11 protein-coding genes are annotated in these 12,150 nt (G+C 64.2%); 7 read left to right on the forward strand and 4 right to left on the reverse strand.

The annotated features are described in order from the left end of the window. Nucleotides 1–19 precede the first annotated feature (19 nt). The 5 genes from OSC37_RS04720 to OSC37_RS04740 are packed head-to-tail and all read left to right on the forward strand — an operon-like array spanning nt 20 to nt 4,605. Entirely contained in the window at nt 20–373 is a 354-nt protein-coding gene (locus tag OSC37_RS04720; protein WP_267163450.1) for an Hsp20/alpha crystallin family protein, read from the forward strand. Nucleotides 374–388: 15 nt separating this feature from the next. Beyond that, complete coding sequence (locus OSC37_RS04725; protein ID WP_267163451.1) at nt 389–2,137, forward strand: ABC1 kinase family protein; 1,749 nt, start codon at nt 389–391, stop codon at nt 2,135–2,137. A gap of 45 nt (nt 2,138–2,182) precedes the next feature. Then, nucleotides 2,183–2,557, forward strand: coding sequence for a translation initiation factor IF-5A (locus OSC37_RS04730; RefSeq protein WP_267163452.1), 375 nt, complete (start codon nt 2,183–2,185; stop codon nt 2,555–2,557). Next, nucleotides 2,557–3,360 carry an arginase family protein gene (locus OSC37_RS04735; protein ID WP_267163453.1) on the forward strand — a complete coding sequence of 268 codons (804 nt, stop codon included), beginning with the start codon at nt 2,557–2,559 and terminating at the stop codon, nt 3,358–3,360. The genes OSC37_RS04730 and OSC37_RS04735 overlap by 1 nt, the downstream gene beginning before the upstream one ends. Before the next feature lie 42 nt (nt 3,361–3,402). Further along, a complete protein-coding gene (locus OSC37_RS04740) occupies nt 3,403–4,605 on the forward strand; it encodes a putative sodium/potassium/calcium exchanger (RefSeq protein WP_267163454.1) in 1,203 nt (400 codons plus the stop codon). 3 nt (nt 4,606–4,608) lie between these two features. Here the strand turns inward: OSC37_RS04740 and OSC37_RS04745 are convergent, their stop codons facing one another. Continuing rightward, entirely contained in the window at nt 4,609–6,342 is a 1,734-nt protein-coding gene (locus OSC37_RS04745; protein WP_267163455.1) for a helicase C-terminal domain-containing protein, read from the reverse strand. A gap of 139 nt (nt 6,343–6,481) precedes the next feature. Between OSC37_RS04745 and hmgA the strand changes: the two genes are divergently transcribed. Next, complete coding sequence (gene hmgA / locus OSC37_RS04750) at nt 6,482–7,693, forward strand: hydroxymethylglutaryl-CoA reductase (NADPH) (RefSeq protein ID WP_267163456.1); 1,212 nt, start codon at nt 6,482–6,484, stop codon at nt 7,691–7,693. A 10-nt stretch (nt 7,694–7,703) separates the two neighbouring features. On the opposite strand, the gene OSC37_RS04755 is transcribed toward hmgA, so the two are convergent. Genes OSC37_RS04755 through OSC37_RS04765 form a run of 3 tightly spaced genes read right to left on the reverse strand, consistent with a single transcriptional unit; the run spans nt 7,704 to nt 11,455 of the window. Further along, a complete protein-coding gene (locus OSC37_RS04755) occupies nt 7,704–8,753 on the reverse strand; it encodes a DUF5787 family protein (protein ID WP_438267593.1) in 1,050 nt (349 codons plus the stop codon). 33 nt (nt 8,754–8,786) lie between these two features. Next, nucleotides 8,787–9,863, reverse strand: coding sequence for an SDR family oxidoreductase (locus OSC37_RS04760; protein ID WP_368409534.1), 1,077 nt, complete (start codon nt 9,861–9,863; stop codon nt 8,787–8,789). Beyond that, nucleotides 9,851–11,455, reverse strand: a complete 1,605-nt coding sequence (locus tag OSC37_RS04765; protein ID WP_267163458.1) for a succinic semialdehyde dehydrogenase — start codon at nt 11,453–11,455, stop codon at nt 9,851–9,853. Before OSC37_RS04765 ends, OSC37_RS04760 begins: the two co-directional genes overlap by 13 nt. 103 nt (nt 11,456–11,558) lie before the next feature. Between OSC37_RS04765 and OSC37_RS04770 the strand changes: the two genes are divergently transcribed. Beyond that, nucleotides 11,559–12,146 (forward strand): DUF7310 family coiled-coil domain-containing protein, encoded by a 588-nt coding sequence (locus tag OSC37_RS04770; RefSeq protein WP_267163459.1) that lies wholly within the window; start codon nt 11,559–11,561, stop codon nt 12,144–12,146. The last annotated feature ends 4 nt before the right edge of the window (nt 12,147–12,150 follow it).

Genomic DNA, 12,150 nt, shown 5'->3' on the forward strand with positions numbered 1-12,150 from the left:
TGGGTTCAAAGAGTTGTATATGTCAGCGCTCCGCGAGGCGTTGCGGGAACTCCCCGACGCCGTTTTCGGCGACGTACTGGAGAGCGACGACGCGTACCTGCTGGTGCTCGACCTGCCTGGCGCGAGCCCGGAATCGGTCGAGCTATCTGTCGAGGGCGGGCTCCTCAAGGTGACGGCCGGCCGTGACCGGACAGCCCCCGAAGGGTTCGAGCGCGTTGTCGACGGGCGTGAGAGCGAACTCTCCTTCGAGCTTCCCGTCCCGATGGACGCGACCGGACGGGATGCCGAGGCGTCGGTCGACGGGGGCGTGCTCGAGCTCAGACTGCCCAAACAGGCAGCATCGACCAAAACGACCATTCCAGTGTCCGAATAGCGAGGTGTGGTGTCGGTGAACCTCCGAGCCTACCGTCGGTTTATGGTCGTTGCGTGGCAGTTCCTCCCGCTGCTCGTCGCGTACGCCCGAGACCGTCGACGGTTCCTGCTGTTTGGCAAATCGCGGACAGTGAGCGCAGCCCAGCGGCGCGAACGAGCGACGAAGCTACTGGACTCGCTAATTACCCTCGGGCCGACGTTCATCAAACTCGGCCAGTTGCTCTCGACTCGGCCAGATATCCTGCCGCCGGAGTATCTCGCCGAGTTCTCCCGGCTCCAGGACGACGTGCCGCCGGCAGACTGGTCGGAAGCAGAGCGCGTCATCGAGACAGAACTCGGTCCCGTCGACGAGCGGTTCGACGAGTTCGACAGAGACTCGATAAGCGGGGCCAGCCTGGGCCAGGTGTACGTTGCACGAATCGACGACGAACCGGTGGCAGTGAAAGTTCGACGTCCCGACGTCGAGGAACTGGTCGAGGCCGACCTCAGAGTCATCCGCTGGTCGTTGCCGTTTCTGATGCGGTTTGTCGAAGAGGCACGCTCGTTCTCGCTTGAGACGCTCGCCGACGAGTTCGCGAAGACGATTCGCGAGGAGATGGACTACGAGCGCGAGGCCGAGATGCTGACCGAGATTCGAGAGAATTTCAGCGACGACGAGAATGTTCAAATTCCGGACACCATCGAGAGCCATTCGACGGGTCGCGTGCTCACGATGGAGTACGTCAGCGGGACAAAAATCTCGGACCTCGACAGTCTCGACGACAAAGGATTGGACCGGTCAGAGCTAGCAGAGCGGCTCCAGCGGACTTATTTGCAGATGATAATCGAGGACGGTGTCTTTCACGCCGACCCGCATCCGGGGAACCTGGCGGTCGCAGACGACGGAACGCTGGTGTTCTACGACTTCGGGATGAGCGGTTACGTCGACCCGTTCGTCCAGGACCGTATCGTCGACTTCTACGGAGCGGTTGCCCGCCGAGATATCGACGCCATCCTCGACGCACTTATCGAAATCGGGACTCTCTCGCCGGAGGCCGACCGCCAGCTCATGGCAGAAGTCGCCGAAATTGCCATCCAAGACGCAAGCGGCGAGGAGGTCGAACAGTACCGCGTCCAGCAGATTATCCAGCAGCTCGAAGACACAATCTACGAATTCCCGCTCCGTCTGCCACCGAACCTCGCGCTCGTCTTGCGCGTGGCCACCGTCGTCGAAGGTGTCTGTGTCACACTCGACTCCGAGTTCGACTTCATCTCGGTGGCGACAGACTACCTCGGCGAACAGGGGTACATCGAAGAGGGCGTCCGGGAGTACATCACCGACCAGGGGAAACAACTCCAGGAGTCGACGACTGCAGCCGTCCGAATCCCGCCGAAGCTGGAGTCTGCCCTCGACCGTATCGAGCGCGACAGCGTCCGCGTCACGGCCGAACTCGACGACGACCGAGATTACTTCGACCTGCTGGCAAAGCGTGTCGTCCTCGGGCTGTTGATGACGGCAACAGTCGTCTCCGGAACGCTGCTGTATGTCTTCGACGAGTTGCTGTTGGCCGGTGGGTTCGGCGCAATCGCGCTCGTCATCGGGGCGGTGTTGTACCGCTCATTCACGAAATCACGCACCCTGCGGGGCAAGCCACAGTTCACGCGCCAGCGGATGCGCCAGCGTGAGGAGGAACGCGACGACGACACCCCGGGACCGGCCAGCCTCGGCGTGCCCTCGGCCGAATCCGAGAGCGTCGAGTCGCCGGTTCTCGACGAGGAGTCGTGACTCCATTCCAAACCGTTTATAATTGCAGGTAGTTAATCTCGCCACATGGCAAAACAGCAGACAGAAGTCCGAGAGCTCGACGAAGGGAGTTACGTGATGATTGAGGACGTGCCGTGTGAGATAACGGGCTACAGCACCGCAAAGCCCGGAAAGCACGGCAGCGCGAAGGCACGTATCGAGGCGACAGGCGTCTACGACGGCCAGAAACGGTCGCTCTCCCAGCCGGTCGACGCAAAAATCTGGGTGCCCATCATCAACCGTAAACAGGGGCAGGTGCTCGACGTGCGCGACGGCGAGATTCAGGTGATGGACCTCGAAACGTACGATAACTTCGTGATGCGCGCCGACGACACCGACGGCCTCTCGCCGGACGACGAAATCGAGTTCCTCGAACACGAGGACCAGCGCAAAATCATCTGATGTTTCCCGGTGCGGTCGCGGACAGAACAGACGCAGCGTACGCTGTCGTCGGTGCGCCACTCGATGTCTCGACGACGTTCCAGCCGGGGACGCGTTTTGGCCCCCGCCTGCTCGACCACGTCGCAGAGTCATTTTCAGATTACGACCAGCACACCAGCAAGCGCTTTACCGACCTGGGCGTCTACGACCACGGCCCGATTCGGCCTGGCGACGACGCCGCGGAGTTCCTCGACTTTCTCCGAGGAACTGTCTGGGAGTACCGACAGGACGGAGTGGTTCCGCTGGTGGTCGGCGGCGAGCACACCGTCACCGTCGGAGCGCTCCGGGGCATCGAGCCGGATGTGTACGTCTGTCTAGACGCCCATCTCGACCTGCGGGAGTCCTACAACGGGAATCCACTCAGTCACGCGACGGTCACACACCACGCGCTCGACGTCGCCGACAGAGTGGTTATCCTCGGCGCACGCGCCGGAAGCGAAGCTGGCTGGACTCGTGCCGAGGACGACGACCGGATAACAGTCGTCCCGCCCGAAGACGTGCCCTCGTGGGAGCCATCCTTCGACGGCGAGGACGCCTACCTGAGCGTCGATATCGACGCGGCCGACCCCGGATTCGCGCCGGGAACCGGGACCCCGGAGCCGTTCGGGCTCGACCCGCAAACGATGCACGCGGTCGTCAGGGCGGTCGCCCCCCACTGCGTCGGATTCGATACAGTCGAGGTGAACGACCGCGACGACGGACAGGCCGCCACGCTGGCCGCGAAACTTCTCCGTGCATTTGTGTTCGCACACGCCGACGACTGACCCGGCGCTGGCTTTTTACTGTGAGGACTCACTGTGTACGGTATGACACATCTATCGTCGTGTTACTTCTGTGGGACCGGGCTGGAGACGCCGGTACAGACCTACGAGCTCGCCGACGGCACAACGACTGTCACGCTCTGTCGGGCCTGCAGAGAGAAGCTCGAAGCCGTGATGACCGCAGTCGAGGCGGCACCACCGACACCAACAGCCGATGCTGTAACAAGCGACGCGACGGGTGAACTGCCAGAAAACGACAACAATAGAACAGGAGACAACGAGAGTACACAGGAGACAACCGAAGTGGACACCGACCCCGAGAGCGAAGCGGAGTCAGCGACCGAGGAGTACGACGAGGAGGACGCGACTGTCGAAGCGGAGTTCGAGGATGAGCTGTCACCGCTCGATGGAGAGGCATCGGACGAGGACACACAGACCGCCGAGGAGACGGCCATCGAAGACGAACCGGAAGCGGAGACAACAGTCGAAGAGACGACTGTCGAAGCCGAAGTCACCGAGGAAACGACAGTTATCGAGGAAGAGGACGCGGCCAACACAGCGAGTCACGACGAGGGTGACATAGAGAGTACTGGTATCGAAGACCAGCTAGACGACTCCGCCGTAGAAGACGAGGAGTTCGCCGAGACGGTCGAATTTGATGCCGAAGACGACCTCCCGGCCGACGATGCGCTCGAACCGGACCTGGGCGACGAAGCCGTCGATACCGACCCCGACAACCCGCTGGAAGACGAGGAGCTGTTCGCCGAAGAGGAGTCGCTCAAGGCCGAGGCAGACGACTCGCTCGGAACCGATATCGGCGACAGCGAGAGCGACTCGACAGATGCCGAGAACGACGATGACCCGCTGGCCGACGGAGCAATGGAACCGGAGAGGCAGACGGAGACCGCCGAGGAGCCAGCGGAGCCGACCGACTCGACACCCGAGGAGTCGGTCGAAAATCAGCCCGAGAACGGAGACAGTGGGTCCGCGACAGCAGAGGAAAGCGATGGGACCTCCGACCAGGAACACGACACCCCCTCGGAGACGACGATATCTGCACTGGAGTACAACAGGGTGATGCGGATGTTACAGAACCGTAAGTTCCCCGTAGAGAGGGACGAAATCGAGGTCGTGGCAGCGAACGCCTACGACCTCGCCGAATCCGAGTGTGCACAGGTCATCGACCTGGCGGTCGACCGCGGGCTGTTGGAAGAACGGGACGGCGAGCTGTATCGGCCAAACGACTGACGATTACTCTCCCCACACGTCCGACAGTGGATGGTCTTGTGTGTCGTTCGTCGAGTGTGAACGGCGTTGCTGGAACGACTGGCTACTCGCGCTCACCTCGCCGACTGCACGGTCCGGCGAGAAGGCGGGCAGGTCGGGACGGTCCATCCGGTCGACCTGTTCGGCGAACCAGTCTGGCATGTCGGTCCGTGCGCGCTCGAAGAGGTCAAGCAGCGAGGAGTCACCGAGATACGTCGCCCCGAAGTCGTCGGGCGAACGGACGACGCGTCCGCAAGCCTGGATGACCGTCCGGAGCGCAGTTCGGTAGTACCAGCCCCACTGGCCGTCTTCCAGCCGACGGGCAACACGAGAGTCTCGCGTGTTCGGATACGGTGCCTTACAGAGCAACTGCCACCGACAGAGGTCGCCGTCGAGGTCGAGTGCCTCCTCCATCTTCACCGAGAGGAAGACGGTGGGGTCATCGCTTCGCTTCCAGGCCTCCAGCTGGCCGTCTCTGTCCTCGCTGTCGTGGCTCCGAATCCGGGAATCGACGCCGAACTCCGAGAGCAGAGTCTCCAGATGTTCCTGAATTGCGTACGAGTGACAGTGAACGAGACCCTTCTCGTCGGCGTGGCGCTGCATGAGACGGACAAGCGTGCGGGCAATTTTCGGGAGTGTCTCGTCGCGGCGCTCGTATGTCATCTTCCCCTGGGTCACGTCGTACAGCGGTCGGTTCTCGACGGGGAACGTGTGGGGCACGTCGACCAGCGCGACGTTCGCGGGGTCGAGGCCGACGCCGGCACAGAAGGCGTCCTTGCTGAGAATCGTCGCCGACAGCAAGACGAACGTCTGTCCCCGGTCCCAGACCGTATGTTTCAGATAGCGCTCGGGGTTCATCGGCTTGATTGTGAGCCGGGAGCCCTCGCCGTCCGGCTGGTCGACGACCCACGTCGTCGCGCTCTCGGGGTCCTCGTACTCCTCGATAAACCACGACAGCTCCGAGCGAAGCTCTGTCAGGCGGTCACGTTTTGCCACCTCGTCGGGCGTCAGTTCCGCGTTCCCCCGGAGCGTCTCCAGGCCGCGGTTGCAGATGGTGACCAGATACTGCGCGTAGTCGGCAGCGTCTTCGAGGTCTGTAATCGCGCCGGGTTCCACGTCGTTCCAGGGCGGCACCGTCTCGGGACCGAGGTCGATTGCCGCGTACATCTCCGCCCAGTCGCCCAGCCCGTGTGCTTCGTCGATCACGACGACATCCCGGGGGCCGAACACGTCAGAGCCCGCCGTCTGCATGAAATACGCGAGCGTCATCGCGGCAATCGAGCGGTTGGCGGCGATAGCACGGTCCGAGAAGTACGGACAGCGGTGTTTGACCTGGCAGTCGAACTCGCGTTCCCGGACACAGGGGGCGCGGTTGACCGGCGTATCGGTCTCGCCCGGGAGGATACAGCTGTAGTTGTTCTTGCCCCGAATCACGTTCAGGTCGTCAAGCAACGAGTCACCCGCCACGTCGTCGAGCTGTGAGACCTGCGGGGTCGTGTAGTAGGCCCCAATCGGCTCCTCTGGTCCCACTTCTGCCGGCGTCGCCGCACAGCCTGCCACGGCACGCGCGAGCAGTGATTTGCCGCTGCCGGTCGGTGCCCTGACGAGGACGATATCGTTGTCGGCCGCGAGCGAATCCTGGATGTCCGCGAGTGCCTGTTGTTGTGCACCGCGGTAGCTCGGGGCCGGAAATTCATCGAAGAGACGCGACGGGTCCACGGTCGTAGTGGCGGCTGGCTCAGACTTAAACCCCGGGATGCGGCCCGCCACAGCATGGGTACAGCTGGCGAGCGTAGTCTCGGACACTCGTCGCGGGCCATCCGGAGCGCTTACAGTCGGTCCCCCCGAGGTGCCAGCTATGACCGACCCAGCGACCCTTGCCGACCAGCTTCGAACGGGCGAGCGACGGCTCCACGAACTGGACGACGCAGACGCCGAGACTGCTGCCGAGGCACGGCGGCAATTTCTCGCCGCCGAGACGGGTGCCGACCTCGACGCAATCGGCGATTTCACCTTCGACGCCGGGCAGGCCACAGACGCCAACGTCGAAAACTTCGTCGGGAGTGCCCAGGTACCCATGGGCGTTGCCGGTCCCGTGGCTATCGACGGCGGCGCGGCAGACGGTGAGTACTTCCTGCCGATGGCGACGACCGAGGGCGCGCTGGTCGCAAGCGTCAACCGCGGGCTCTCCGCCATCGACGACGCTGGCGGAGCAACCGCACGCGTGACCGACTCGGGGATGACCCGCGCGCCGGTATTCCGCGTCGCCGGCGTCGCAGAGGCTGAAACGGTCGTCGAGTGGGTCGACGACCACGCCGAACAGTTGCGCGAGGCCGCCGAATCGACCACCAGCCACGGGGAGTTGCTCGCCGTCGAGCCCTACGTCGTCGGCGACAACGTCTATCTGCGCTTCGCCTACGACACCAAAGACGCGATGGGGATGAACATGGCCACTATCGCGACCCGCGAGGCCGCCGACCTCGTCGAGGCCGAGACGCCGGCGGAGCTGGTCGCCATCTCTGGCAACCTCTGTAACGACAAGAAGCCGGCCGCTATCAACGCCGTCGAGGGTCGGGGGCGGACCGTCACCGCAGACGTGACACTCAGCCGCGAACTGGTCGAGGAGACACTGAACACGACGCCCGAAGCGATGGTCGAGGGGAACACCAGAAAGAACCTCGTCGGGAGCGCGAAAGCCGGGAGCCTGGGATTCAACGCCCACGCCGCAAACACCGTTGCGGCGATGTTTCTCGCCACGGGCCAGGACGAGGCACAGGTCGTCGAGGGCGCAAACGCCATCACGACGATGGACGCACGCGAGGACGGCCTGTACGCCAGTATCTCGCTTGCCTCACTCGAAGTCGGCACCGTCGGCGGCGGGACCAAGCTGGCGACACAGTCGGCGGGACTGGAGCTTCTGGGACTCGCCGGCGGCGGCGACCCGGCCGGCTCGAACGCCGACGCGCTCGCAGAGGTGATTGCCGTCGGCGCGCTCGCGGGCGAACTTTCGCTCATCGCCGCGTTCTGTTCGCGCCATCTCGCAAGCGCACACGAAGACCTCGGGCGATAACAGAGGGGACCTATTCGCTCGGCCGGTGCCGCTGTCGCCCGCGGTCGAGCAGTCGCTTGATTGCTTTTCCCGGGCCACCCTCGATTGGCCAGCCGCGCTGTCGCCAGGCTGGTGGCTCGGGCTCGAACTTCGGACAGGAGCCCGCACACTCACGCTGTGTCTGATTGCAGTCTTTTGCCTCACAGAACGGCCGCGCGACCGCTGGTGTGGCCTCGAAAGCGAAATGTCGACAGTCCGGGCGCATCGAATCGACGTAGGAACGCCACCCTCGTTCGTAGGCGCGTTCGGCGATTTCCAGCCGCTTCGTTGCCTTCCACGCCGTGTCTGCGACCTCGAACTGACAGGCCGAGTCGTCGAACTCGCCTCCTGCCGGTCGGTCGAGAATCCGCGTTCCGGGCGCGGTGGGGTCGAGCGCCCGCGGCTGCCAGGTCGCTTCGACAGCACTCTCCCCTCGGCGGCCGCGCTCGACGGTGAGCACGCCGGCCTCGACGGGAATATCCTCTAACAGGACCGGTTCGACGGGCTCGTCGGTTTCGCTGGTTGCCACCCATACCTCGTCAGCGAGCCCGAGCGCCACGTCGCGTTCGAGCTGTGGGGCGAGGTCGCGGGCGGCGCTCGCGTCGAGGTCGGGTTTGTTCTCGACCGCGACGATTCGCTCGACCCAGTCAGGATACGGCCATTTCCGGCGGAGCTGGATTCGGCCGCCGTCGCGACGACGCTCGATGATTCCTCTGTCGGCCGCGCGATGGACTGCCTGGCGGACGTATCGCCACGGATAGCCAGGGTCGGGCAGGGCGTCTCGGTACCAAGCCCACTCGGCGGGCGCGTTCTGCACGACGTGTAACAGGTCCGAATCAAGGGCCTGGGTGCCGAAGGCAGCGCGCGCAGAGAGCGCCGCCGGGTCACACTCGATGACGACTGTATCCCACCGGCGACGTTTCGTCCCGAGCTGTCGGGCGACCACGACTGGACCGCCCTCTCCGTCCGGCGGCCAGTGGGCTTCGGCCCACTGACAGACCTGCAACTCGAAGCCAAACTCCGTGTTCACGTCGGCTATCACGAGGACTGCGCCGGGTTTGTAAGTTGCGGCCGGTCAGCGCATCGCCTCGGCGCGGACGTCTGGATTTTCTCGGAGAAAGTCGACGAGGGTGTCCATGTAGGATTCGACAGGTGGACACTCGATGTCAGTGTCGGTGAGTGCTCGCCTGGTGTTGGGGCAGGCGTACCGCGTCGGGTGGTCGAAGTAGTCGACCGTGGCCGGCTCTGCAGGCCAGCCACGGCCGGCGAGCGTCCGCATCATCCGCTTCGTCAGCGGTTTCGGAACAGGTGGCGAGAGGACGCGGTGTCCAATCGCGTCGGCGACCGCGTCGACGAAGGCTGGAACCGACAGCGGAGTTGGGTCACAGAGCTGGTAGACCTCATCGACGGTCTCCTCCCGTCGGCTCAGGGCCGCAATTGCATCGACCACGAAATCCCGGGGAACGACGTTCAGTTCGGAGTCGGCCGACCCGGGCAGCGTCGTCAGGACCGAACAGACGGCGGGCTGGGCGAGCACGAGACGGAGAATGTAGTACGGGCCGTCGTACTTGGCGGTTTCGCCCGTTTCGCTGTCGCCGACGACGATTGCCGGCCGGTAGATTGTGGTCGGGAGCCCCTCGGCCATTCGCTGTTGGACCAGTTGTTCGGCCTCGAATTTCGTCCGTTCGTAGTGGTTGTTGAACTGCTGGCCCTCATCGAGATGGGCTTCGGTGAAGATGCCGTCGTAGCGGCCGCTGACGTAGCAGGTGCTCACGTACTGGAACCGGTCGACGTCAAGGTCCTCGGCAACATCGAGAACATGTTCGGTCCCACGGACGTTGACGGCCTCCGCAAGGTCGGCGTCGACAGCCAGGTCGTACACCGCAGCGAGGTGATACAGCTCTGTCACCGACCCGAGTTCGGTGTCGCCGAGGCCGAGGCCGGGCTCTGTGATATCGCCCTCGTAGAGGTGAATTTCTCCGTCCCCGTCGGCAATCTCCGCAGCGCGTCGCTCGGCGAGTTCGCGGTAGCGTGGCTGGACGAGACACGCTATCGGCCCGTCGCCGCGGTCGAGTAAGCGTTCGAGCAGTGCCGAACCAAGAAAGCCGGGAAAGCCGGTGAGGAGAACACGCGGACTGCTCACGAGAACCACCGTCCGAACACGGGAACCCCGGAAAGCTGGCGCTGAAACCGAGAGAGCGCGAGCAGTCCCCGAGCGTACCACTGAGAGGAGACGCTGGGGGGTTCCGTCAGCGGCCCGACACGTGAACTCGCGACGGTTCGTGATTCGAGAAACCGCTCGATGCCGGCGCGACCGTGTCGCCGCCCCAGTCCCGAATCGCCGAACCCACCCATCGGCGCGTCAATCGCGGCCCACCCGGAGACGTAGCCGTCGTTGACACAGACGGTCCCGCAGTCGATTTCTCTTGCGAGCGCGCGGCCTCGGTCACGGTCGCCAGTCCAGACGCTCGCGTTCAGCCCGTATTCGGAGTCATTCGCCTTCGTGACCGCCGTCTCCGCGTCCGGGACGGATTCCACGGTCACGACGGGACCGAAGGTCTCCTCGCAGGCGACGGTCGTGTCGGCCGCGACATCGGTGAGAATCGTGGGTTCGTAACAGAACGGGCCAACATCGGGGCGGTGTCGTCCGCCGGTCAGGACCGTCGCGCCGTCCTCGACAGCACTTGAAACGTGGTCTTCGACGCGGGCGAGCTGGTCTTCGTCGATGAGCGAGCCCACGTCCGGGCCGTAGGTGAACTCGGTGCCAAGCGAGAGCCGTCGGGTGGCTCCGACGAAGGCGTCGAGAAACTCCTCGAACAGCGACTCGTGAACGTAGATGCGTTCGGCGGCCAGACAGAGCTGGCCGGCGTTGGTGAAACAGGCTTGGACCGCGCCACGGGCGGCCGTCTCGACGTTCGCGTCGTCGAGGACGACCAGCGGGTTGTTGCCGCCCAGCTCCAACGAACAGCCGATGAGATTCCGGCCGGCCTGCTCGGCGATGATGCGCCCGGTCTCCGTGCTGCCGGTGAAGGCGATGTAGTCGACCCCGCCGACGAGCGACGGCCCCACGTCCGCGCCCCGTCCGGTGACGACTTGGACGACATCCCCGGGAACGCCAGCACGGTCGAGCAGTTCGACGAGTGCGAGCGCGATAAACGGCGTTTTCTCGTCGGGCTTGAGGACAACAGCGTTCCCAGCGACAAGTGCGGGAATAATATCGACCATCGAGAGCGTGAGCGGGTAGTTCCACGGCGAGATAGCGCCCACGACACCGACCGGCTCGGAGGTCACCTCGGCGGTCGTCGCCAGCGGGATTGCTCCCTGACGTGAATCGTCAGCGAGATAGTCAGGCCCGTGACGTGCGTAGTACGAGCAGTTCAGCGGTACATCTGCGACCTCTTCGACGGCGTGTGCGCGGGATTTGCCCGTCTCCAACTGGACGATGTCGAGGAGTTCGTCCTGGTGGTCCAACACGAGGTCAGCGAACCGGTTGAGCAGTTCTCCGCGCCGGTCTGCAGACAAGTCGGCCCAGCCCCGCTGTGCTGACCGGGCGCGCTCGACCGCACGCTCGACATCGTTTTCGTCACATGCCGGAACCGTCCCGATTGGCTCGTCAGTGGCTGGAGCACGGACCGTGAGTTCGTCATCAGCGGTGGCGTCGACCAGCTCGGACAGTCTCGCCAGGCGCTGTCGCGAGAGACTCGTCTCTGCGAACACGTCTCGGGTCGTCGTCTCCTGTTTCATGTACTCTTCTTTGTTGGAGTGCGAGCGTTATTACATCACGGGCCGCCAGGAGAATCACCGTCCCGGGCAAGGATTCAAATACTGGGACGTGCCCACCGCCGGTATGGACGACGCACTCGTCGAACGGGTCGACGCCCTCGAACGGGCGGTGACAGACGGCGACCACGACCTCTCGGCGCTCGCAACCGAAGCGGCGGCTCGCGACCGCCTCGATGACCTCGAAGATCAGTGTGAGCAACTCGAAGCACGCGTCGCCGAACTCGAAGCGGCGACACAGGCACTGCGGGGGTACGTCGGCAACGTCCGGGCGGTAAACGAAGAGGTCGAAACCCGAGCCGAACAGGCACTCTCGAAGGCAGAGTCACTGGAGGCACAGCTACAGGAGGGGACCCCGAGCCGGCCACAGGAGAGCAGCCGGAGTGGGGCGGCCACCCCAGGACACGAGACGGGAGCGAAACAACAGTCACCCCAGCCGGCGTTCCAGCAACCTCAAGAACGTCACAAGGACTCCTATCAGGAAGACAACGGGAAGTGTTGTCGAGCGTGCGGCCATCCGCACAGCACAGAACCGCACGACGAGACAACTGCGGTCAGCTCAGAGTGGGACGACGAGGGGCTGGCAGATGACGACCCGCTCGCGGGAGACGAGGACGACACAGGCCCACTCGAACGCTTCAAACAGCTCCTCTGACCGA

Origin of the sequence: Halovenus salina (genome assembly GCF_026410925.1) — an archaeon.
Classification (GTDB): Archaea; Halobacteriota; Halobacteria; order Halobacteriales; family Haloarculaceae; genus Halovenus; species Halovenus salina.